The following is a 22,738-nucleotide window of genomic DNA, read 5'->3' as shown; positions in this document are numbered from 1 at the left end:
GTCTTTCTGGCAGCCCGCCATGGAGAACACGGAGGCCAGGGCGAAGAAGGAGACCGCTTTTTTGAAGTTGTTGGATTTCATAGTCCAGCTTTTATTGGTTAAAGACAGTAAAAACGTAACCTTTGGTTTCGTATTTCCGTAACCCGCCTCTTGCCTTGATGGTTCAATGAAGTATGAAAAAAACAGGGAAGATAAATGTGTTTTTGTGATAATACTCTGATAATCAATTATTAAAGCTGTTATTTTTTATAATGTGATAGAGGAGACTATTATTTTTTGAATAAATGTATTTGTACTAGTCTAGTGCATTATATAAAAATAAAGGGAGGCGCTTCTTTGCGTGAAGAAACGGCCTCCCTTTATTTTGTGAAATTTGGTTCAAAAGACGTTTTCGCTTTACCTCCCAAAGAGAAAGCTATACTACATAAGACAGCCTGAACTCCGGTAGCTCAATGTTCTGGTAGCCCAAGTCTGACAGATCATCCCGAAGCTGGTTCATGACCGATGTTTCACCGTGTACCAGAAAAATGCGCTGTACTTTTTCTTTGTCCTGGCAGTGGAGGAACTTGGCTATATCGCCATAGTCGGCGTGGGCGCTGTACTCCTTCATAACCAGCATTTCTGCTTTCACTTCTACTTCTTCGCCCATCAGGTAGACCTTCTCTGCGCCGTTCATAAGTTTGCCGCCTACGGTAGACGGTTCACAGTAGCCGGTGATCAGGACCGCGCTGTTAGGGTCTGGTAAGTTTGTCTTAAGGTGATGCTGAATACGCCCGGCTTCCATCATGCCAGAGGCCGAAATAATCACGCAGGGCTCGTCTAGCTTATTGAGCTCTTTGGAATCTTCCACCTCTGTGATATAAGTGAGCTGCGGAAAACCAAACGGATCTGGGTCAGTTTTGATGTACTCCTGCATGCTTTCTCTGAAATACTGCGGATTTTCACGCATGATATCTGTGGCGTACACAGAGAGAGGGCTGTCTACAAATACCTTTACCGGCGGCAGTTTTCCTTCCTCGGCCAGGTAATTCAGAGAGTAAATCAGTTCCTGGGTGCGGCCAATGCTGAAGGCGGGCACCAGCAATTTGCCCTGCCGCTCTACGCACACCTCCTGCACAATCTTGAGTAAGCGCTCCTCTGTGTTTTCCAGGCTGTCATGCACGCGGTTGCCGTAGGTAGACTCGCAGATAATGATCTCGGCTTGCGGGAATGCCTGCGGCGGGTTGAGGATTCTGTTGGCAAACCGGCCAATGTCGCCGCTGAAACAGAGGGTGCGTTCCCGGCCGTTGTCTTGCAGCCTCAGATTGATGGCGGCACTGCCCAGCACATGGCCAGTATCAGTGAAGAGGAGCTCAATGTCTTCGTCTATCTGGAAAGGTTTGTCATAGTCAACGGTTTCAAACTGCTGGAGGGCCTGTTCCACGTCTTCCTCGGTGTAGAGGGGTTCAGCGGTACTGTTGCCATTGCTTTGTTGGATGCGGGCACTGTCGCGGAGCAGGAGTTGGCAGAGTTCCAGGGTGGGCGGGGTGCAGTAGATAGGGCCGGTGTAGCCTTCGCGCACCAGTCTTGGAATAAGGCCCGAATGGTCAATGTGCGCGTGCGACAGGATGAGGCATGTCAGGTTCTCGGGCTCAAAGTCAAAGGAGCGGTTCAATTCTTCGCTTTTGTCGCCCATGCCCTGGGTAAGGCCGCAATCCAGCAGAATGCGCTTCCCGTTCTCCAATGTGATCAAGTGTTTGCTGCCGGTAACGGCCTGGGCCGCTCCGTAAAAAGATATGGTCATAAGATTTGTCCTGAATGGTGGGTGTTGTACGCACGGCAATGCATTCAGATACAGAAGAAGCCGTTTAGGGGCCGTTTTTCCAAAAACGGCCCCTAAACGGCTTCTTCTGCGGGAGTAAATCTAAATGGCTTTGAAGCTAGATGGAGGATTTGGCGGGGCTTGAATGCCTTGAGTAATAGGAGCAGAACTTTGCGTTTAGGGGCTGTTTTTGGAAAAACAGCCCCTAAACGCAAAAGAATTACAATAGGCCTCTGAGGCGCTCGGCGGCGCTTTCTGGGGTGATGTCACGCTGCGGATCAGCCATGAGCTCATAACCCACCATGAACTTCTTCACCGTGGCGGAGCGCAGCAGCGGTGGGTAGAAGTGCATGTGCAGGTGCCACCCGGGATATTCCTGCCCATCGGTGGGGCTTTGGTGGATGCCTGCCGAGTAAGGGAACGAGGTGTTAAACAGCTTGTCGTAGACAGAGGAGAGCTTCTTCATGATGTCGGCGTAGGCGTCTTTTTCCTGGTCTGTGATCTGGCCCAGGTGCTGGAAGTGGCGCCGCGGAATCACGATGGTCTCAAATGGCCAGATGGCCCAGAAAGGGACCAAAGCCACAAAATGTTCGTTCTCCACCACAAGTCTGGTTTGCTTCTCCAGTTCCTCGGCTAGGTAATCAGAAAGCAGGCTGCGCCCGTTCTGCTGGAAGTAGGCCTGCTGCTGCTCGGTTTCTTTGGCGGGTTCCCCGGGAACCGAGCTCTGGGCCCAGATCTGGCCGTGCGGATGCGGATTGCTACTGCCCATCACGCTGCCTTTGTTCTCGAAGATCTGCACGTAGCTAATGTACTCAAGGGCACCCAGTTCCAGGTATTGCTCCTGCCAGAGGTCTACTACTTTTCTGATTTCGCTTACCTCCATGTCTGAAAGGGTAAGGTCATGGCGGGGAGAGAAGCAGATTACTTTGCAAATTCCGCGTTCGCTCTGGGCGCGGAGTAGCGACCCAGTTTCCTGTAAAGAACCGGCAGGGCTTTCTGCCTGTAGTGCCGCAAAGTCATTCACGAACACATAGGTAGAAGGATAGTCAGGGTTCTTTTCTCCGTTGGCCCGTACGTTGGTGGGGCAGAGGTAACAGTTAGGGTCGTACTGAGGCCGGGTTTCTTTCTCTGCGGACTCCTGCTGGCCTTGCCAAGGGCGCTTGGACCGGTGCGGCGACACCAAAACCCACTCGCCCAGCAGGGGATTGAACCGGCGGTGCGAATGTTCTGTGATATCAAAAGTTTCCATAGTTTTCTCTGTATTGGTGGGTACTGGCCAGGCTTATTTGGAGAAGTCAATGGGCACAAGACTGCTGCCCTCCACAATCTCGGCCACGTACGTCTTTAGCTGAATGCCATACTGCTGCTGGTAGGCCTCTGTCATCTGTTGAGTGAACTCATCCAATTGGGCTAGTTTCACCAGATTGATGGTACAGCCCCCAAAGCCGCCGCCCATCATGCGGGCACCTAGCACCGCGTCTGATGCTCTGGCCTTATCTGCCAGGAAATCCAGTTCAGGGCAGCTTACCTCGTAGTCATGTTGCAGGCCTTGGTGCGAAGCGAACATCTTCTGCCCAAATGCCTCCAGATCGCCGCGCTCCAGATCCTGGCAGGCTTCCTCCACGCGCAGGTTCTCCTGCACCACGTAGGTGCAGCGGCGGTACACCACTGGGTCAAACTCGGCCTGGTGCTGGGTCAGCATCTCCAGCGTCACGTCCCGCAGGCTCCTTACCTGCGGGTAATGCTGCCGTAGAATTGCTACGCCCCTCTCGCATTCCTGCCGGCGGGTGTTGTACTCAGAGGAAGCCAGCGAGTGCTTTACCTGCGTGTCGCAGAGCACCAGGCGGTAATCCTCTATTTCCAGCGGGTAATATTGGTATTCCAGGGAGCGGCAGTCCAGTTTTACCACGTGGTTGCGCTTCCCAAACATGCTGGCGAATTGATCCATAATGCCGCACATTACTAAGGCGTACTCATGTTCGGCCTTCTGGGCCATCTTCACCAGGTCAAACCGCTCAATGCCGTAGGCGAAAAGGTAATTAAGCGCGTACGCCAAACCGCATTCCACAGCCGCTGAGGAGGAGAGCCCCGCCCCAATAGGAATGTTGCCTCCAAACACCACATCGAACCCTTTCACTTCATGACCCGCCTTCTGGAGCTGCGCCACCACCCCCAGCAGGTAGTTGGCCCAACCTATGTCTGCGCGCTGCACCTTGTTGAGATCAAACTCGGCGCTTTCTTCCAGATCAAAGGCGTGAGCCCGCATGGTTTGGGTGCCGTTTGGAGCTAGGGCAAAATAGATCTCCTTGTTGATGGCCGCCGGCAGCACGAAGCCTTCGTTATAGTCTGTGTGCTCCCCAATCAGGTTTACCCGTCCCGGTGAGCGGGCTACTACAGGCTCGTGGTGGTACAGTTCTTTGAATTTAGCTACAATGTCTTGAACCATGATTTCTCCTTTAAGCTCTAAAGGCACAGCGCTTATGTAAGTGCTGTGCCTTTAGAGGTAAACGTAACTGAATTTATTTTGATGAACTCTCTCTTACCAGAAAGCAATATAAAGTGCCGCCAGGATTCCGCAGATCAACACTGATAAGATCGCAAAGCTAGTGGTGGTCTTGAACATGGAAGCATCAATTTCCAGTCCTTTCGGGTTGTTCTTGCTTTTAGGATCCAGCAAGGTAATGATAATCATCAGAACCATACAGATCACAAACACAATACCCATCCGGTCCAGGAACGGAATCTCTGGATACATGAACTTCAGGAAGGTGGAAAGCGGAATAGTTAACACTGCCGCCGTTAAAGCCGCTGCCGAAGTAGTACGTTTCCAGAAGAAGCCCAGCGCGAAGATGGCAAACACCCCAGGGGAGATAAAGCCGGTATATTCCTGAATGTACTGGAACGCCTGGTCCAAATTCCGTAATACCGGGGCCACCACAATGGCAATGATGAAGGAAGCCACTACAGTGATCTTTCCAAAGCCTACCAATCTGGTTTCTGAAGCGTTTTTGTTGAAGAACTTACGGTAGATATCCAGAGTGAAAATGGTGGAGATACTATTGGCTTTACCTGCCAGAGAGGCTACAATGGCGGCCGTAAGTGCCGCAAAAGACAAGCCTTTCAGACCTACCGGCAGCAGGTTCAGGAGTACAGGGTACGCGTGGTCTGGCTTGATGTGGCCTAATTCATTGGCCATTTCCGCCTGGAACAGTCCGTTCTTATGCAATACATAGGCTGCAATACCTGGTAACACTACTATAATAGGCATCATCAGTTTTAGGAAAGCGGCAAAGAGAAGACCACTGCGGGCTGTCTTTAAGTCGGCTCCCAAGGCACGTTGGGTAATGTATTGGTTACAGCCCCAGTAGTTGAGGTTCACGATCCACATACCGCCAATGAGTACAGAAAGACCGGGAAGGTCCATGTAGGCATCACGGGTTCCGCCTTCGCCGTTAGGAATCATGATTTCTCCTTCAGAAAGAATCATGCTGAAGTGGTCGGCGGCCTCCTGTCTCAAGAAGCCAAGTCCGTCCCAGGCACCGGTACCACCCAATTGGTCAGAAACAAGGTCGAGGGCTAGGTAAGTGGTAGCCAAACCACCCAATACCAGTACAAACACCTGGATTACGTCTGTATACCCAATCACTTTCATCCCGCCCAGAGTAATGAAAATGGCGAAGATGGCGCAACCGTACATACAATAATAGAAGTCAATGCCCGTAATGGTTTCAATGGCCAGAGCACCCAGATACAGAATAGAAGACAGGTTTACAAAGACGTACACCAGTAGCCAGAACACTGCCATAATAGTACTCACAGAGTCATTGTACCGCTGTGAGAGGAACTGGGGCATGGTGTAAATCTTGTTCTTGAGGTAAATAGGAATGAAGAACACCGCTACTACTATCAGCGTGGCAGCCGCCATCCACTCATAGGTAGAGATGGCCAGCCCCATGGCAAAACCAGAGCCAGACATTCCTATAAACTGCTCCGCAGAGATGTTAGAGGCAATAAGGGAGGCGCCAATGGCCCACCAAGTAAGAGATCCTTCCGCTAAAAAGTACTCTTTGGAATCCATGTGGTCGGCCTTCTTCTGCCGGTAGATCCAGTAGCCATATCCCGACACGATAAAGAAATACGCGAGGAAAATGACGTAGTCAATGGTTTGTAAGCCCATAAGAAAGAATGTGTGACAGTGTTTGTTTAGTTTTAAAATATAGGTGCGTGGGTGAAGTTATTGTTTTTTACTGATTATCTCCTAGCTTTTTCATAGAAGGACACCGTATTTTTTTTCAGCTATGCCATCGTTTGCATAATTGGTCAAATTTTGCCTGTACAAAGGGCAAGCAAGAAGTAAGTTTCTGAATGAAAATCTAAATAATTGTTACTTCTGGCAAGAGTACGCTTCCAATATCTTGGAGTATAGTTATGGGAGCTGAATATGGTTATGTATTGTTTGGGCTAATACTACTGTTTTCCTCTCTTCTATCTAGGCGCTAATTCCACCACTTCATAGCCACAGCTCATCGCCAATGTATAAGCAGGAATTTTTTAACTAGGTCTATACCGCTTGTGTGTTAAAGCAGAACCATTCACGTCTTATCAAGGAGCAATCTAGCGGATACGTTAATCGATTGGTTTTAAATAAGCTGTATTTGAGGTGAGGTAAAGATTTATATCATAGATATCTTAAAAGAATGATAACAATGTGCGCTTTATAGACTAGGGCTACTGCTTTAAAAATTAAGTTCTTTGAAAAAGTTTAATTATAGATCAAAAGAATACTAAAAACGTACTAAGAGACAAAGTTTCTACGGTCATCATAGATAAACCCTTAAAGCATCTAACATGAAAAGAAAATTACCAAATGATTTGGTCTTGGAAGAATGTCAGCATCCTCTAAAGAAGTTGCTGAGTAGCCGATGGCTTTTCCTGGTCCTCTTAGGGTTATTCATAGGAATAACCGCCCAGCAGGCTAAAGCACAAGGAACCGCGGTTACAGGACGGGTAGTCAGTGCCGAAGGGGAGGGATTGGCTGGTGTAACCGTAGTGGTGCGCGGAACCAGTAACGGTGCCTCTACCGATGCCACTGGAAATTACAGCATCAACTTAGCTTCTGGACAGGAGAATGGCACCTTAGTCTTCTCGTATATTGGGTTCAGGGCACAGGAGGTACCTATTGCCGGACAAACTACTATCAATGTAACCCTACAGTCAGACGAGCAGGCACTGAGTGAGGTTGTAGTGATTGGATACCAAACCATAAGGAAGGAAGACCTTACGGGTGCTGTCTCGGTGGTGGAGGCCAGTGATGCCAGAAGAGTAACCGCTAATACTGTAGCGGAGTCTTTGCAGGGATTAGCCGCTGGGGTAACCGTTAGGACTACCGGAGCACCTGGAGCTGCCGCCAAAATAGACATTCGCGGTACTGGTACTTTTGGGGCTAATGAGCCTTTGTATGTGATTGATGGGATGCTCACCAATGCTACCCCAGATTTCAACCCCAATGATATTGAAACCATTCAAGTACTGAAAGATGCTTCTGCGGCGGCTATCTATGGATCTAGAGCAGCGAACGGAGTAATTATCATCACCACCAGAAAGGGAAAAGAGGGACCGTTGCAGATTGCAGGGAATGTGAAAACAGGTATTCAGCAGTTTAGAAAGCGTTGGGATCTGAGAAATAGCAGTGAGTTTGCCGAACTGAACCGCCAGGCATACGCCAATGTAGGTGTGAACCCACAGACTTCCGTTTCTACAGAATTTGACCCTAACGTAGACACAGACTGGCAGGATGCCTTAATGCGGACCGGTTCCACCCAAGATTATAACCTAAGTCTTTCTGGTGGTAGTGCAACCGGCAATTATCTGGTGTCTGGTAATTACTTCAAAAACAAAGGAACCATCATTGACAACAGTTTTGAGCGCGCCAATATTAGGGTAAATACTACTGGTGAACGTGGGCGTTTCTCCTTTGGGGAATTCTTTCTGTTCTCTTATACCCATGATGATTATTTAGAAGGTACCCCGTTGGTAGATATGCTCCGGATGTTGCCCACCATGCCCATTCAGAGCAGCCGTTATGTGGGGCCTAATAACCCAGAGGGCTGGTCTATTGGGGACCAGACTTTTGCGAATACGTTCGCTGAAAACCCAGTAGCGTTACAGAACCTGCTACAACGCGATTTGTACAGTTACAGAGCCAGAGGAAATGCCTTTGTGGCATTTGAGATTCTGGAAGGCTTATCTTATAAATTCAATGCAGGTTTGGAGACTAGCTTTGACAACTTCAGAGGGTTCCGCAGGCCGGGAGTCATCAGGCAGAGTACTCCTAACGTATTGGCCACTGCAGATGAGAACAGGGCGCAGTTTCTGTCTACCTTATTAGAACACACCGTCAACTTTGAACGACGGTTTGGCGACCATAATGTAAGCGCTGTGGCGGGTATCAGTAACCAGATTTTCCGATATGAGCAGATTTACGGTCAGAAACAGAACCTTCCTTTCAACTCTTCAGGGCAGTATTACACGGTGTTGAATCAAGGGGACAATCCTATTGTGGGGAGCTACATTAATAAATGGGCTATCTTAGGTTATCTGGGACGGGTGAACTATAGTTTTAAAGACAAGTATTTATTGAGCGCCTCTTTCAGAAGAGACGGCGATTCACGCTTTGGTCCTGACTATAGATGGGGGAACTTCCCTTCTGTGTCAGTAGCCTGGAGATTAAGTGAGGAAACATTCTTTGAATTGCCTTGGGTGAGTGATTTAAAGCTGAGAGCTTCTTATGGTGCCTTAGGAAATAGTGAAGTGCTCTCGCCGTGGCAGTACTTTGGACGTATTAGTCCATTCCCAAGAGCAGTATTTGGTACTACTCCCACAATTTTCCCGGGGTCTATCAATATTCAATTAGCCAACACAGATCTGCACTGGGAAGAAAAGAAAACCACCAACTTTGGGGTAGATGCCGCTTTCCTCAATAATAGGCTCTTGGTGACTGCTGAGTATTTTATCTCTAAAACAGAAGATGTACTTACAAACTTGCCCGTGCCGCTCACTACCGGTAATGCGGGAGGTTCGCCGCCGGTAAACGCTGCCTCCCTGCAAAACAAAGGAGTAGAACTTTCTGCCACTTGGCGTAGTGCAGAAAAAGCCTTTAAATGGGACGTAAACGTAAATTTTACGCATATTAAAAATGAAGTACTGGAACTTGGGAACTTAGGGGAAGGGCGTACTTATATCCAATCTGGAGATGCGCGTACCCAAGTGGGCAGAGCAATTGGGGAATGGTATGTTTTGAAAACAGATGGCATCTTCCAGAACCAGGCAGAGATTGACGCGCACGGAGTGCAGCCATGGGCGAAGCCAGGTGACATACGCTACATAGATGTAGATGGAAACAAAGAACTGGACGTAGACAAAGACCGCACTTATGTGGGTAGTCCATGGCCTAAAATCCAAGGGGGGGTGGTCTGGAATGCCTCTTACAAAAACTTCAACTTCTCCATGCAGTGGTATGGCGTGGCGGGCAACAAAATCTATAACCGGCCCCGCTATAACACAGACAGAGGAGATGAGAATGCTTCTTACCGCAGCGATTACTCTCCCTGGACACCCGCTAACACCAATACAGAGGATCCAAGAATCGGTTTTGGGAACACAGACAGAGGCATTCAATATAATGCGAGGCCTGACACAGACCGCTGGCTGGAAGATGGTTCTTATCTGCGCCTGAGAAACGTAGAGATAGGCTACAACGTGCCGGCAGCGCTTCTGCAACCCGTAGGACTTCAGTCTGTGCGGGTGAGTCTAAGTGGGCAGAACCTGTTCACCTTTACCAAATACACCGGGCTAGATCCAGACATTGTGGGAGTGAACATTTTTGAGCGGGGCTTAGACAACGGACAGTATCCCGCGCTTAGAATTTACTCTCTTGGTGTTCAATTCGGGTTTTAAGGAGCGTACGAAATCTATTATAACTTATTAGACATGAAAAAGATATTCAGCTATATCATGGCCTTTGCGCTTGCCGGAGTGGCTATGTCATGTGAGCATACATTAGACATTGAAAACCCGAATGAGATAAGCGAACAGAGTTTCTGGCGGTCAGAGAACGATGCCTTGGCGGGAGTAAATGCCGTCTATGGCGCATTCTACAGAAATGGCACCTATGCACGCTGGCTTCAGATGTACCTAAACCCGCGGTCAGATGATGGATTTGCTTCTACCGGTTGGGGTGAGCTCCGAAGTACCATTGATTTTACCCAGGTAGACTTAAACTTTGAAGGAACCCGTAATATTTGGGATCACCATTATCGCGCTATCTTCAGAGCTAACCAAGTGATCACCAATGTGCCCAACATCCAGATGGATGAGACCTTAAAGCAACGGTACATAGGAGAAGCCAAATTTCTGCGGGCTCTCCATTATTTTAACATGGTGTCGCTTTTCAGGTCAGTGCCTTTGGTGTTAGAGCCCTCTAGGCCTACAGACCTTCCGCCGCAATCGTCAGAAGAGGCTGTCTGGGCTCAGATTGAAAAAGATCTGTCTGAGGCGGCGCCTAATTTACCTGCCAAATATGATGCGGCCAACCTGGGCCGTGTCACTAAAGGAGCGGCCTATGCTTTGTTGGGGAAAGCGCATTTACAGCAGCGTGAATACCAGCAGGCTCTTGATGCATTTGCCTGGTTGGTAGATGGTAATGGTACCAGGCTTGGCTTGTCAGGGAATGATCTCTATGACATAGTGCCTAATTACCGAGACAACTTCCTGCACACCACAGAAAACAACAGGGAGTCTGTGTTTGAGGTACAGTTTCTGGCCTTACAATCTACCACTGATGAAGACGCTCCTACTTCTAACTTAGGCAACCAGCGCGGACCTTTCTTCGGCCCAGGCCGAAGAAACCAAGGAGATCCGCAGGCGGGCTTCAATGATGTACAGATGCACCGCTGGGTCATAGATGAGTTCATGGAAGAAAGAACCACCAGCAACGGCGTAGACCCCAGACTATATGTAACGGCCATCTACAACGGCAACCCTGAAACCTTCTACGGCAGAACGTTTGGTCAGCTGGTGCCAGATGATCAAATGCAGCGGGCATGGTACCGCAAATACCTCAATGATTACCACCGGCAAGATGAAACCTTTGAAGGGCCTATCAACTTCAGGGTGATCCGGTATGCAGATGTACTCTTAATGTACGCCGAATGCCTGAATGGTCTCAACCGCACGTCCGAAGCGTATCAATATGTAGACCGCGTTCGGCGGCGGGCAGGCTTGGCTACGCTTACGGCAACCAAACCAGGTCTTTCAGCGGCGGCGTTTCTGCAACAGTTAATGCATGAAAGGGTCACAGAACTCACCGGTGAGAGTACCCGTTGGCTTGATCTACTGCGCTGGGGCTACCTGGATGACCAAAGCAGAATCAATGAGCTGAAGACCCGTGACCCTGAGTTCAACAACTTTGACATTGGCAGAGACAAGTGGCTGCCCATTCCGCAGAGCGAGCTCGATATTAACCCCAACTTAAGTCAAAACTTCTAATATTATAGAATGGCGAGCAAGACAGTGCCAGTGTCTGCTTGCCATTCTATTGAGAAGCAGCACCACCTGATAAATTGAAAAGAGCAATGGAAACAAGACCAAATAACAGAAATTGGCTGCTGCTGATAGGGTGGGTCTTCCTTTTTACGCAATGTAAAGGAAGCGATGAGAGCAACCAGGGACCAGTAACACCTCCTACACCAGATGCCGCAACTACTTTTACCAATCCGCTCCTCATCAGTGGGCCAGATCCGTGGGTATACCAGCAGGGGCAAACCTATTATTATACCCATACCTTGGGAGACCGCATTGGCCTTATCAAGACCCAGGCAATCTCGCAGCTGAAGAACGAGCGGTTTACTACCGTCTGGACCCCGCCCGCCACCGGACCCTATTCTAAAAACCTCTGGGCTCCGGAATTACATCAGTTAAACGGGAAGTGGTACATCTACTTCGCCGCCGATGATGGTACCCAAGCCAGCAATGGTGCAGATATCAATCACCGCATGTACGTACTGGAAAACGAGGCCGCAGACCCTACCACCGGAACCTGGACGCTCAAAGGCAAGATTGCCCCCACTACAGACCGTTGGGCCATAGACGGATCTGTGTTTGAGCATAATGGGCAAATGTATTTCATCTGGTCGGGGTGGCAGGGAAGCAATGACCCGGGCATACAGCAGATTTACATTGCCAAAATGACCAATCCCTGGACCTTGGAAGGAGACCGGGTCATGCTCACCCGTCCCACTTTTGACTGGGAAATGAATGGGTTGGTGAATGAAGGCCCTGGGGTTATCAAAAATGCCGCCGGGAAAGTTTTTCTTATCTATTCCGCCAGCGGGTGTTGGACAGACAGTTATGCATTAGGCCGACTGACTCTCAGAGACAATGGAAACCCCATGAACCCCGATGATTGGATCAAAGCGCCCACGCCCGTTTTAGCCACCAACGCAGACAACGGTGCCTTCGGGCCGGGGCACAACGGGTTCTTCAAATCACCGGACGGTACCGAGGACTGGATCATCTACCACGCCAATCCAGCTCCCAACTTAGGCTGTAACAATTCCCGCAGCCCCAGAATCCAGAAGTTCACTTGGCGGGCAGACGGAACGCCAGACTTCGGGCAACCGGTAAAGGTGAACACGCCGGTGGCCAGACCGTCTGGCGAAGTGAAATAGCTTTAAGTTTTCAGTGGTTCTGTTTAGGGGCTCTTTTTCTAAAATAAGCCCCTAAACAGAACCACTTTTCTCTACAGAACACTTGTAAGAGCTTACAGAAGTAGTGTCAACTGCACAGATTCATGCCATGAAACTTACTAAACTCTACCTGCTGGCGCTGGCCTGCTGCCTCATTACCCAAAGTTGCTTTAAAAAGGAAGCTGCCAAAGTATCTGAGGTGAAACCCAGAGCTGTTTGGTCAAAAGAAAAAGCCAATGCCTGGTACAGCCAACAACCCTTTCTCATAGGGCCTAATTTCTCGCCCAGCACGGCCATCAATCAATTGGAGATGTGGCAGACCGAAACCTTTGATACCGCTACCATCAACCGGGAATTGGGTTGGGCCGAACAAATTGGGATGAACACTGCCCGCGTATACCTGCATGACTTGCTCTGGCAGCAGGATTCTGCAGGCTTCCTCAAAAGAATAGACACGTTCCTGAACATCGCGCAGCGGCACAACATCAAACCCATGCTGGTCATTTTTGACTCTGTCTGGGACCCGCACCCCAAGTTGGGGAAGCAGCGCGAGCCCCGGCCGCATGTGCATAACTCCGGTTGGGTGCAGAGCCCGGGGTACAATGGTTTGCAGGATTCTACGCAGTACCCGCGGCTGGAAAGGTACGTGAAAGGAGTGATAGCCCGCTTCGCGGATGACCCGCGCGTGTTGGCCTGGGATATCTGGAACGAGCCCTATAACCTTAACCACGGCTCGGCCTACGGGAAGCAGGAGCTACCTAATAAATTAGACTACGTGCTGCCCCTGCTCCGGAAAAGCTTTGTCTGGGCCCGTTCCGTGAACCCGGCGCAGCCAGTGACGGCCGCGGTATGGGCAGGAAACTGGTCGGTGGAAGATTCATTGACGGCCATTCAGAAAGTGATGCTGGCCGAGTCTGACATCATCACGTTCCATAACTATGACGGTCCACAGGAGCTGGAGAAACGCATAAACTGGCTCAAGCGCTACGGCAAACCCATGATCTGCACAGAATACATGGCCCGGCCCAACGGGAGCACGTTCCAGGGGGCTCTGCCAGTGGCCAAGAAACATAATGTGGGCATGATCAACTGGGGCTTCGTGGCCGGGAAAACCCAGACTATTTACCCCTGGGACAGCTGGGACAAGCAGTATACCCGTGAGCCGGAAGTCTGGTTCCATGACATTTTCCGGCCAGACGGTACCCCTTACAGCCAGGAGGAAGTGGATTTTATCAAAAGCATCGCTACCGCAAAGGCCACTTCTGGACAATAAAGCCCTTGCCTCTGCCAGAATTTTCCCAAGCTGCGTTTAGCGCCCGATTTTCGAAAAAGAGCCCCTAAACGTCTTTCTGGGCAAGAAGCAAAATAGAGCAGGCTTCTTCTTTTGTGAGATCCCTGAATTAAATGATGGTGCATAGAATAGATAGAAAAATAATCGCGCTGTTGCTGCTAAGCCAGTTGTGGTTCCTGGGGTGCCAGACCAGTACGGTAGCCCCGGTGGCCGCTGGCAAGAACTCCGGGAAAGCAGACGCCGGGCAGTATTTTACCAATCCCATCGCCGAAGGGGCAGATCCCTGGGTCTTGAAAAAAGGGGAGGTGTACTATTCCTGCGGCTCAGGTAGCGGCGGTATTTATGTGTCTCAGTCTACGAAGCTCACGCAGTTGGGGGAGCGGGTACCGGTGTGGCAGGCCCCTGACTCTGGCTGGAATGCGCACAACATCTGGGCTCCGGAGCTTCATTACCTGCAAGGCAAGTGGTACATCTACTATACCGCCGGCCGAACTCCGGGCGGACCGTTTATTCACCAGCGCTCCGGCGTTCTGGAGTCTTCCTCCGGCAGCCCCTTTGGCCCCTACGTAGACAAAGGCATGCTCTACACCGGCGATGACCTGCAGCATCCAGAATCAGGGAAATGGGCCATAGACCTTACGCCTTTTTACCTGAATGGGCAGCTGTACGCCGCCTGGTCTGGCTGGGAGGAGAACGCGACCACAGACAAAACCAAACAGCACCTGTACCTGGCCAAAATGAGCAACCCCTACACCATCTCTTCCAACCGGGTAAAAATTTCCTCACCCACCCAACCCTGGGAAACAGGCGGTGAACTGGACCTGAACGAAGGGCCGGAACTGCTGAAGAAAAAGGGAAAGGCATTTCTCATCTATTCCACCCGCGAGTCTTGGCTGAAAGAATACCGGTTGGGGCAACTCACGCTGGCAGACACGTTACAGGATCCTATGAAGGCTGACAACTGGGTAAAATCGAGCGGGCCGGTGTTTGAGGGCACGGAGGAGGTGTTGGGCGTAGGCCACTGTAGCTTCACCACCTCGCCAGACAACACCGAAGACTGGATTCTCTACCACGCGAAGAAATCGGCTACGCCGGGCTGGAGCCGAGACATAAGGATGCAGAAGTTCACCTGGACCCAAGATGGGTATCCGGTCTTCGGGAAACCCATTCCGGCCGGGGTGCCTTTGCCGGTGCCTTCCGGGCAGAAGTAACCAGCACAGATTCAGAATACACGTACTCAATCTATACCATGAAAAAACGACACGTACAGCAGACATTCCTCTCAATAGCCCTTTTGGGTTGTATCTCAATGGCTGGCTTGGGCGGTTGTTCGCCTAAAGCGGAAACTGCTGAAAACCAGACTACAGCTACCCCATCCACTGAAGATCAGGCGGCCAAGGGCGAGTCCTTCGGGAAATTGAAAGACGGCACTGAAACCCGCCTCTTCACGCTCACCAATAAAAACAACCTCAAGGCAACCTTCACCAACTACGGAGGCCGTTTGGTTAGCCTGCTGGTGCCAGACAAGAACGGGAAGATGGTAGATGTGGTGGTGGGCATGCCCGATGCCGCCGCCTATGAAAGCGCCACCGAACCTTATTTTGGGGCCACCATTGGTCGGTTCGGTAACCGGATCGCCAAAGGAAAGTTCACCCTGGAGGGCAAAGAGTACTCCCTGCCCATCAACAATGCGCCCAATACGCTGCACGGAGGAACCAAAGGCTTCCAGTACGTGCTCTGGGAGGCCCAACAGCCCAATGACCAGACGCTGGTGCTCACCTATCTGTCCAAAGACATGGAGGAGGGCTTCCCCGGAAATCTGACGACCAAAGTCACCTACACCCTCACCAACGACAATGAACTGAAGATGGAGTACGAGGCCACCACCGATAAAGCCACCGTAGTGAACCTCACCAACCATGCGTTCTTCAACCTGAACGGCGAGGGCAGCGGCGACATCTTGGGCCATGTCTTGCAAGTGAATGCAGATGCGTACACCCCCGTAGACGCCACGCTCATTCCCACCGGTAAGATAGAGCCGGTGGCCAACACGCCTTTTGATTTCAGGAAGCCAACGGCCATTGGGGCCAGAATCAATGCGCAAAATGAGCAGCTCAAAAACGGGAAAGGGTATGACCACAACTTCGTGCTGAACCAAAACCAGGGCACCGGCCTGAACAAAGCGGCAACCGTGGTGGGCGACAAGAGCGGGATTGTGATGGAAGTATCTACCCAGGAACCAGGCTTGCAGTTCTACAGCGGCAATTTCATGCAGAGCAAGAACACCTTTAAAGGCGGAAGCAAAGACGATTTCAGGACTGCTTTCTGCCTGGAGACCCAGTACTTCCCAGATGCACCTAACCAGCCCTCGTTCCCGTCTACCGTGCTAAAGCCCGGCGAAACTTACAAGACCAGCAGCGTGTACAAATTTACTGTGCAGCAATAGTCCATAAACCCAGACTCTTCCCACTATGAAAAAAAGCCTTCTTACCCTCTCTACGGTGGTTCTTAGCCTTTGCACCTTCTCCTGCAAGGTAAATAAAGGCGAGGCCGCGCAAGATACAGCCACTACCCCGGCGGCTCCGCAAACCAACACCGCAACCGTAACCTACACCAACCCGGTGCTGCCCGGTGATTACGCAGACCCGTCTGTGGTGCGGGTAGGCAGTGACTATTGGGCCACGGCCACCTCGTCTGAGTGGGCTCCGCTGTACCCTATTCTGCACTCCAAAAACCTGGTGGACTGGGAAACCGTGGGGCATGTGTTCCCAGACAAGCTGCCAGACTGGGCCGAGGCGCATTTTTGGGCGCCAGAGATTTCTTATGACAAAGGCCGCTACTACATTTACTATACCGCCAAGAAGAAAGGCGGGAACCTCTGCGTGGGCGTGGCCAGTGCCAGCAAAGCTACCGGTCCTTACACAGACCATGGTCCGTTGGTATGCCAGGAAGTAGGTTCTATTGACGGTTTCCCCATTAGGGATGAAAAAGGCGATCTGTTCCTGATCTGGAAGGAAGACGCCAACAGTGTGGGCAAACCCACGCCTATGTGGGGCCAGCGCATGAACGAGGAAAGAACGGCTCTCACCGGCGAGAAATTTGAGCTGTTCCGCAACGAGAAAGGCACCTGGGAAGGTGGCTTGGTGGAAGGTCCGGCCATTGTGAAACGCAACGGCTATTATTACCTTTTCTATGCCGGAGATGCCTGCTGTGGCCGTGAATGCACCTACGGGGTAGGCGTGGCCCGCGCCAAGCAACTGACGGGACCTTGGGAGAAGTTCTCTGGTAACCCCATCATGAAGAAAAACGAAGCCTGGAAATGCCCCGGCCACGGCACCGTGGTCACAGATGAGAAGGGCCGGGATTTCTTCCTGTACCACGCCTACAGCACCAACAGCACCGTGTATGCGGGGCGGCAGGGGCTGCTGGATGAAATCACCTGGGGAAGTGACGGTTGGCCATCGTTCAAAGGCAACTCACCGGTGCTCACGGCCACTGCTCCGTACAACAGCAACCGACCAGAAGTGCTGGATGTGCAGGAGGAATTTACCAACGGCAAACTTCCGCAGTCCTGGCAGTGGTTTGTGGGTAAAACGCCTTCGTACACCATCCAGACCGGCAGCGGCGGAAGGCTGGCTTTGCAGGCATCGCCGGAAAGAATTGGCAATGTGCTGAGCCAGCGTACCCTTGGGAACAATTATACGGTTACCGCAGCCCTGGACGCGAAGTCATTGGGCAAAGGCGTTTCAGCGGGCTTGGCAGCCATTGGTGACCCTGAGAATGCGGTAGGCGTTTCGCTCTCTAACAATGAGATTCAGCTGTGGTCTACCAGACAGAACAAAACCGAGGTGCTTTCCAGGGCCACGGCTCCCGGGCAGGGAATGCTGCAGTTCCGGCTCACCACCACCAAAGGGGATCAACTGCAGTTTGCCTGGAGCGCAGACGGCACTAACTGGACTCCCCTCAACAACGGGCAGGCGGTGAGCGGGGCGTTTCTGCCCCCCTGGGACAGAGGCGTGAGGGTAGGTTTGGTTGCCAAAGGCCCTGCGTCTGCCACCGCCAGCTTTGACTGGTTCAAGCTCCTGAACCAAGCCGATTAATAAACTTCTCTGGAAGCCGTTTAGGGGCTGTTTTTGGAAAAACGGCCCCTAAACGTCAAAGCCTGCGATGCTACTATGCCGCAGGCTTTGACGTTTAAAAGAGGATCAGGTGGCTGGGAGAAGTTATTAGGGAATCAGAAATGTGACCTGCTAGGGAATCAGAAATGTGACCTGCTGTTGTGCCCAAGTTAATCTGGAGCAGTTTGCGTTTAGGGGCTCTTTTTCCAAAAACACTTCCTAAACGCAAACTATTATGCTTCCATTCCGGCCGTGAGGTGGTGGTAATCTTTGATGATGGTTTTCAGGAAATCACGGTCGGTCATGTTGGGTTGAACGCCCATTACCTGTTTGGCGCGCTCCGCAATGCTGTTCAGGAGCACTTCATTCCTGTGCTCCATGGCCTTGGCCAGCAGTTTGCGCAGCAGGGCCATGTCTTTGTCGCTGAGCAGAGCCACTTCTTGGAATACAATCACGTAATCTTCCTCCAGTTTTACCTGAAAAGGGTTCCTTCTCTTCACGGCGGTAGTCTTGATCACGCTGGTACCGGCGGCTAAATCACCTAGGCGCTGGCCTTTGCCCGTGATGGCGATACAGGCAATGGCTACCACGCCGTAAAATGAAATATCAATAATCCGGAACAGCCACCGCAGCAGATAATCGCCTATGCCGGGCGACTGCCCGTTCAGCTTAATCACTTTGATGTCTTTGGCCCGCTTGCCCAGGCTCTGCCCGTTCATGAAAATCTCGCAGAGCAGGTGGTAAAATACAAAAGGGGCCATTGCCATGACCACCACGGCAATGAGGGCTGCTGTGGAAGGGGCGCTGGGCTGGAAAAGGAATGCGAATACCAGAAAGCAGATCACCAGCCAGCCAAATCCTACCACGACGTCAATCAGGTAAGCCAGTATCCTGTCTCCCACGCTGGCGATGGCATATTCCACCTCCACATTCTGGGTGGTTTTGATCTTAATAGTATCCATTTAATTATATAAACTACTTTATTAACTAGCCTAAGTTAGATATATTTGGAAGGAAACAAAAGCAACAGGCATGCGCGAGGCCGCTTTTATCAAACAGAATTCTGCTAAGTGGAAGCGGTATGCCATAGAGCCCACGGCTAACCCAGATGAGCTGGCCAACCGGTTCATTGAGCTCACCGATGACCTCTCGTATGCCCGTACCTTCTACCCAGACTCAGACAACACCGACTACCTGAATTCCCTCACCGGAAAAGTGCACCAGCACATCTACCGGAACAAGAAAGAGAAGAGCAACCGCTTTGTGCTGTTCTGGAAACAAGAGCTCCCCTTGCTGTTTCTGCAATACCACCGGCAACTGCTGTACGCCTTCCTGATTTTCGCGGCGGCCTGTTTCATAGGGGCCATTTCCGCCGCCTATGACGACACCTTTGTGCGCCTCATCCTGGGCGACCAATACGTGAACCAGACGCTGGCCAACATCAGGAAAGGTGACCCTATGGCCGTGTACAAGCAGACAGATGAGGCCAGCATGTTCCTCTTCATTACCTACAACAACATAAAAGTAGCCTTTACTGCTTTTGTCATGGGGGTGCTGCTGTCTGTGGGCACTTTCTGGATTCTGTTGCAGAACGGCATTATGCTGGGAGCTTTCCAGTACTTCTTCTACAAACAGGGCCTGCTGCTTACCTCTGTGCTCACCATCTGGATTCACGGTACCCTAGAGATTTCTGCAATCATCATTGCCGGGTGTGCGGGCTTTGTAATGGGCAATAGCCTGCTGTTTCCCAAAACATTCTCGCGGGCAGAATCTTTCCGGCGGGGCGCCAAGGACGGCCTTAAAATAGTGGTGGGGCTGGTGCCAATCTTCATCACGGCCGGTTTTCTGGAAGGTTTCGTGACCCGGCACACCCAGATGCCCCTTTACGCTAGTTTGTTTATTATTCTGGGATCGGCGGCGTTCATACTGCTCTATTTTATCTTATACCCTTACTGGCTAAAAGCCAAACTATCTCATGAGAGACCAGTTCATTGAGTTGCACCAGGAGCGGGACCTGGGGCAGAAACTGAATGCCACCTTCGCATTTCTCCGCCAGAATTTTAAGCCCCTTTTCCGGTGTGTGTTGCTGTATGTGGTTCCGTTTGCCTTATTGGCGGGTATCTTCTCCGGGGTGTACCAGAGTACCCAACTACGCGAACTATCTGGTGCGGTGCAGTACAGTTCCTGGGGAGAGTTCTCTTATTCCAACAGCGTCAATTCTGTGCACTATTGGGTGAGCCTGTTTTTCACGCTGGTAAGCGGGGTGTTGCTGTGCCTTACCGTCTATGGGTATATGCTGGAGTACAGGCAGAACCAGGGGGAAGTAACACCTGGCGCGGTGTGGGCCAGAGCCAAAAGCAATTTTATCCCTCTGCTGTATTCCTCTGTAGGCGTTGTAGTGCTCTGCGGCTTAGCCACGCTGCTCCTGCTCTTGCCGGGCATTTACGTGACGGTGGCACTGAGCTTGTTTGGCATAGTGATGCTCTATGAAGAAACCGGTTTCCTTGATACTGTGGAGCGTTGCTTTTATCTGGTGAAAGGCCACTGGTGGTCTGCCTTTGGCTTTCTCTTGTTGGTCATGTTGTTGCAGGGAGTGATAGGCTTTATGGGCTCCTTACCGGCCATAGTGGTCTATATTTTCCGGATTTTACAGTTGCCGGGCGGTGACAGTGACATGCTCCTGATTGTGGCTAGCTCTTTCACCACTATTCTGAGTCTGGTGCTCTACGTGATCAGTACTACTGCCGTTGGTTTCCTGTATTTTGACCTGGTGGAGCGAAAAGACGGCGTAGGGCTGTTGGAACAGGTAAACCAGATTGGAACCAAGCCAGAAGTGACTGCTTCTTCCTATTAACTCCTAGAGTCTGCCCGTGCGTCTGCCCCTACTTTTCTTCTTTTTGCTGTTATGGTGCGGTCTCTGGTGTACAGAGGCCAAAGCGGCGGTGCCCGCGCCGGCGGCAGCCCCAGTGCAGCCCTTGGAGGTACGGTATCCCAACCCCCAGAAACTGCAGGAACTCCGCAAAAGCCGCGACTTCCAGTATGCCCAGGACGTAAGGCCCGATATGTCTTTCTGGGAGCGTTTCTGGCGGCGCATAGGCGATTTTATTGCCCAAACCTTAAGTGGTACCTCCTACAGTTCCTTCTGGAAGTACGTTCTCTATGCCATTGCCATTGGTACCACCGTTTTTGTGGTGCTCAAGCTGTTACAGGTAGATTTTGTGAGCTTGTTCAGTAGAAAAACGGCTCCGGCGGCCATTGCCTATGACACGTACCGCGAGAACATCCACGAGATAAACTTCAGTGCCTTGCTGGAAGAGGCCGAAGCACAGCGAGACTTCCGCCGGGCCATCCGGTTGCATTACCTACGCACGCTCAAGAACCTCACCGACCAGGGGCAGATTGACTGGAAACCCGGCAAAACGAACTGGAGCTATGTGCAGGAACTGAATCATTCCCCGCTCAAACCTTCTTTTGGGCGCGTTACTCAATTGTTTGAGTACGTGTGGTACGGTGGAGCTGCTTTAAGCCAAGAAAAGTTTGAGTCTGCGCGGCAGGTGTTTATTGAGTTTAACCAGTCTTTGTCTACCGCAGCATGAGAGGGTATAAAGCATACGCGCTAGGCTTAGGCATCCTTTTTACGCTGTTTGTGGTGGTGGAGTATTACCGCCCCAAGCCCATAGACTGGCGACAGACTTTTTCCAACAAAGACAAAATTCCGTACGGTACCTACGTGTTGTTTGAGCTGCTGCCCGACCTCTTTAAACATGAACCGGTCAGTTCTGTGCGGTTGCCCGTGGTGAACCAAGTGGAAGTCCAGACAGACAGCGCGGCCCAACCGGTAAATTACCTGTTCGTGAATTCCTCCTTTCGGGTAGATTCTTTGGAGTTGGAGGCTCTGCTGGAGTTTGTGCAGAAGGGGAACAATGCCTTCATCAGTGCCCGCCGCTTCCCACGGCTGCTCCAGGATACGTTGGGCTTTGACGTGGGTTACTCCGCCAAACAGCAGCAGGATTCTATTGAACTGCTGTTCACCCACCCCCAATTGCCAAAGCCTGCCCCGTTTAAGTATGCCTGGGAAAAGGCAAGTGAGACCATTGCCCTAGACTCTGCCAACACCAAAGCCATTGTTTTAGGGAAGAACAGTGCCGGCGATACCAATTATGTGCAGATCCCGTTCGGGAAGGGTAATTTTTATTTGAGCTCGGTGCCTCTGGCGTTCACCAATTACCACGTGATCAACCCCAGGCAGGACAAATATGCGGCGCTGGCTCTTTCCCATTTGCCGGTGCAGCCCGTTTGGTGGGATGAATACCAAAAACAAGGTGCGGAGGGAAGTACTTCCGTATTCAGGGTGCTGCTTAGCCATGATGCGCTGGCTTGGGCCTACTACGTGACGCTGGGAAGTCTACTGCTTTTTGTGCTGTTTGAAAGCAAGCGTACCCAACGCATTATCCCGGTTCTAGAGAAGCCCCGGAACACCACCCTGGAATTTGTGCGGGTCATTGGCAACCTCTACTTCAACTCCCGCGACCACCAAAGCATAGCCGAGAAAAAGATCGCTTACTTTCTGGAGTACCTGCGCCTGCACTACCATGAACAGACCAACGTGCTGGATGAAGAGCTGCAACAGAAAATTGCGCGCAAAGCAGGGGTGAAGACCGAAGAGATAAGCCAGCTTTTTCAGCTGATTAACTTCATTAGGGCCACTGATGGGCTGGAGGAGGAAACGCTGTGGCAACTGAACAAACAATTAGAACGCTTTTACCGGCAAACCAGCCGCTAA

16 protein-coding genes are annotated in these 22,738 nt (G+C 51.2%); 11 read left to right on the top strand and 5 right to left on the bottom strand.

Features of this window, described 5'->3' with window-relative positions:
* Window positions 1–415: 415 nt before the first annotated feature.
* From EFA69_RS11275 to EFA69_RS11260, 4 genes are all read right to left on the bottom strand, one after another.
* Entirely contained in the window at window positions 416–1,783 is a 1,368-nt protein-coding gene (locus EFA69_RS11275; RefSeq protein ID WP_123133166.1) for an MBL fold metallo-hydrolase RNA specificity domain-containing protein, read from the bottom strand.
* A 238-nt stretch (window positions 1,784–2,021) separates the two neighbouring features.
* Window positions 2,022–3,050, bottom strand: a complete 1,029-nt coding sequence (locus tag EFA69_RS11270; protein WP_123133165.1) for a UDP-glucose--hexose-1-phosphate uridylyltransferase — start codon at window positions 3,048–3,050, stop codon at window positions 2,022–2,024.
* A gap of 33 nt (window positions 3,051–3,083) precedes the next feature.
* Window positions 3,084–4,247 carry a galactokinase gene (locus EFA69_RS11265; RefSeq protein WP_123133472.1) on the bottom strand — a complete coding sequence of 388 codons (1,164 nt, stop codon included), beginning with the start codon at window positions 4,245–4,247 and terminating at the stop codon, window positions 3,084–3,086.
* Between the two features lie 93 nt (window positions 4,248–4,340).
* Window positions 4,341–5,978 carry a sodium/sugar symporter gene (locus EFA69_RS11260; protein ID WP_123133164.1) on the bottom strand — a complete coding sequence of 546 codons (1,638 nt, stop codon included), beginning with the start codon at window positions 5,976–5,978 and terminating at the stop codon, window positions 4,341–4,343.
* Between the two features lie 671 nt (window positions 5,979–6,649).
* Here EFA69_RS11260 and EFA69_RS11255 point away from each other — a divergent pair.
* The 7 genes from EFA69_RS11255 to EFA69_RS11225 all read left to right on the top strand — a co-directional run bounded on the left by EFA69_RS11255 (window position 6,650) and on the right by EFA69_RS11225 (window position 17,937).
* Window positions 6,650–9,757 carry a SusC/RagA family TonB-linked outer membrane protein gene (locus EFA69_RS11255; RefSeq protein WP_123133163.1) on the top strand — a complete coding sequence of 1,036 codons (3,108 nt, stop codon included), beginning with the start codon at window positions 6,650–6,652 and terminating at the stop codon, window positions 9,755–9,757.
* 33 nt (window positions 9,758–9,790) lie between these two features.
* Window positions 9,791–11,347: a RagB/SusD family nutrient uptake outer membrane protein gene (locus EFA69_RS11250; RefSeq protein ID WP_123133162.1), complete on the top strand. Its 1,557-nt coding sequence runs from the start codon at window positions 9,791–9,793 to the stop codon at window positions 11,345–11,347.
* A gap of 86 nt (window positions 11,348–11,433) precedes the next feature.
* Window positions 11,434–12,528, top strand: a complete 1,095-nt coding sequence (locus tag EFA69_RS11245; protein ID WP_123133161.1) for a glycoside hydrolase family 43 protein — start codon at window positions 11,434–11,436, stop codon at window positions 12,526–12,528.
* Window positions 12,529–12,655: 127 nt separating this feature from the next.
* Window positions 12,656–13,819, top strand: coding sequence for a cellulase family glycosylhydrolase (locus EFA69_RS11240; RefSeq protein WP_123133160.1), 1,164 nt, complete (start codon window positions 12,656–12,658; stop codon window positions 13,817–13,819).
* Between the two features lie 131 nt (window positions 13,820–13,950).
* Window positions 13,951–15,048: a glycoside hydrolase family 43 protein gene (locus EFA69_RS11235; RefSeq protein ID WP_245964548.1), complete on the top strand. Its 1,098-nt coding sequence runs from the start codon at window positions 13,951–13,953 to the stop codon at window positions 15,046–15,048.
* A gap of 38 nt (window positions 15,049–15,086) precedes the next feature.
* Entirely contained in the window at window positions 15,087–16,283 is a 1,197-nt protein-coding gene (locus tag EFA69_RS11230) for an aldose epimerase family protein (protein ID WP_123133159.1), read from the top strand.
* Between the two features lie 25 nt (window positions 16,284–16,308).
* A complete protein-coding gene (locus EFA69_RS11225; protein WP_123133158.1) occupies window positions 16,309–17,937 on the top strand; it encodes a family 43 glycosylhydrolase in 1,629 nt (542 codons plus the stop codon).
* A 251-nt stretch (window positions 17,938–18,188) separates the two neighbouring features.
* Here EFA69_RS11225 and EFA69_RS11220 read toward each other — a convergent pair whose 3' ends face one another.
* Window positions 18,189–18,917, bottom strand: a complete 729-nt coding sequence (locus tag EFA69_RS11220; RefSeq protein WP_123133157.1) for an RDD family protein — start codon at window positions 18,915–18,917, stop codon at window positions 18,189–18,191.
* A gap of 70 nt (window positions 18,918–18,987) precedes the next feature.
* On the opposite strand from EFA69_RS11220, the gene EFA69_RS11215 reads away from it, so the two are divergent.
* The 4 genes from EFA69_RS11215 to EFA69_RS11200 are packed head-to-tail and all read left to right on the top strand — an operon-like array spanning window position 18,988 to window position 22,738.
* The gene (locus tag EFA69_RS11215; protein WP_123133156.1) at window positions 18,988–19,950 is read left to right on the top strand and encodes a stage II sporulation protein M; all 963 of its coding nucleotides are present in this window, start codon (window positions 18,988–18,990) and stop codon (window positions 19,948–19,950) included.
* Window positions 19,931–20,809, top strand: coding sequence for a hypothetical protein (locus EFA69_RS11210; RefSeq protein ID WP_123133155.1), 879 nt, complete (start codon window positions 19,931–19,933; stop codon window positions 20,807–20,809). The genes EFA69_RS11215 and EFA69_RS11210 overlap by 20 nt, the downstream gene beginning before the upstream one ends.
* Before the next feature lie 16 nt (window positions 20,810–20,825).
* Window positions 20,826–21,551: a DUF4129 domain-containing protein gene (locus EFA69_RS11205; protein WP_148041332.1), complete on the top strand. Its 726-nt coding sequence runs from the start codon at window positions 20,826–20,828 to the stop codon at window positions 21,549–21,551.
* Window positions 21,548–22,738 (top strand): DUF4350 domain-containing protein, encoded by a 1,191-nt coding sequence (locus EFA69_RS11200; RefSeq protein WP_123133153.1) that lies wholly within the window; start codon window positions 21,548–21,550, stop codon window positions 22,736–22,738. The genes EFA69_RS11205 and EFA69_RS11200 overlap by 4 nt, the downstream gene beginning before the upstream one ends.

Origin of the sequence: Rufibacter immobilis (assembly GCF_003721565.1) — a bacterium.
GTDB classification, from domain to species: domain Bacteria; phylum Bacteroidota; class Bacteroidia; order Cytophagales; family Hymenobacteraceae; genus Nibribacter; species Nibribacter immobilis.
Note: the sequence above shows the minus strand (reverse complement) of the source record. Positions and strands in the feature narration are given on the sequence as shown.

Excerpts from the sequence above, each read along its gene's own strand:
- EFA69_RS11275 (WP_123133166.1), bottom strand. The coding sequence starts at position 1,783 with ATGACCATATCTTTTTACGGAGCGGCCCAGGCCGTTACCGGCAGCAAA.
- EFA69_RS11270 (WP_123133165.1), bottom strand. The coding sequence starts at position 3,050 with ATGGAAACTTTTGATATCACAGAACATTCGCACCGCCGGTTCAATCCC.
- EFA69_RS11265 (WP_123133472.1), bottom strand. The coding sequence starts at position 4,247 with ATGGTTCAAGACATTGTAGCTAAATTCAAAGAACTGTACCACCACGAG.
- EFA69_RS11260 (WP_123133164.1), bottom strand. The coding sequence starts at position 5,978 with ATGGGCTTACAAACCATTGACTACGTCATTTTCCTCGCGTATTTCTTT.
- EFA69_RS11255 (WP_123133163.1), top strand. The coding sequence starts at position 6,650 with ATGAAAAGAAAATTACCAAATGATTTGGTCTTGGAAGAATGTCAGCAT.
- EFA69_RS11250 (WP_123133162.1), top strand. The coding sequence starts at position 9,791 with ATGAAAAAGATATTCAGCTATATCATGGCCTTTGCGCTTGCCGGAGTG.
- EFA69_RS11245 (WP_123133161.1), top strand. The coding sequence starts at position 11,434 with ATGGAAACAAGACCAAATAACAGAAATTGGCTGCTGCTGATAGGGTGG.
- EFA69_RS11240 (WP_123133160.1), top strand. The coding sequence starts at position 12,656 with ATGAAACTTACTAAACTCTACCTGCTGGCGCTGGCCTGCTGCCTCATT.
- EFA69_RS11235 (WP_245964548.1), top strand. The coding sequence starts at position 13,951 with ATGATGGTGCATAGAATAGATAGAAAAATAATCGCGCTGTTGCTGCTA.
- EFA69_RS11230 (WP_123133159.1), top strand. The coding sequence starts at position 15,087 with ATGAAAAAACGACACGTACAGCAGACATTCCTCTCAATAGCCCTTTTG.
- EFA69_RS11225 (WP_123133158.1), top strand. The coding sequence starts at position 16,309 with ATGAAAAAAAGCCTTCTTACCCTCTCTACGGTGGTTCTTAGCCTTTGC.
- EFA69_RS11220 (WP_123133157.1), bottom strand. The coding sequence starts at position 18,917 with ATGGATACTATTAAGATCAAAACCACCCAGAATGTGGAGGTGGAATAT.
- EFA69_RS11215 (WP_123133156.1), top strand. The coding sequence starts at position 18,988 with ATGCGCGAGGCCGCTTTTATCAAACAGAATTCTGCTAAGTGGAAGCGG.
- EFA69_RS11210 (WP_123133155.1), top strand. The coding sequence starts at position 19,931 with ATGAGAGACCAGTTCATTGAGTTGCACCAGGAGCGGGACCTGGGGCAG.
- EFA69_RS11200 (WP_123133153.1), top strand. The coding sequence starts at position 21,548 with ATGAGAGGGTATAAAGCATACGCGCTAGGCTTAGGCATCCTTTTTACG.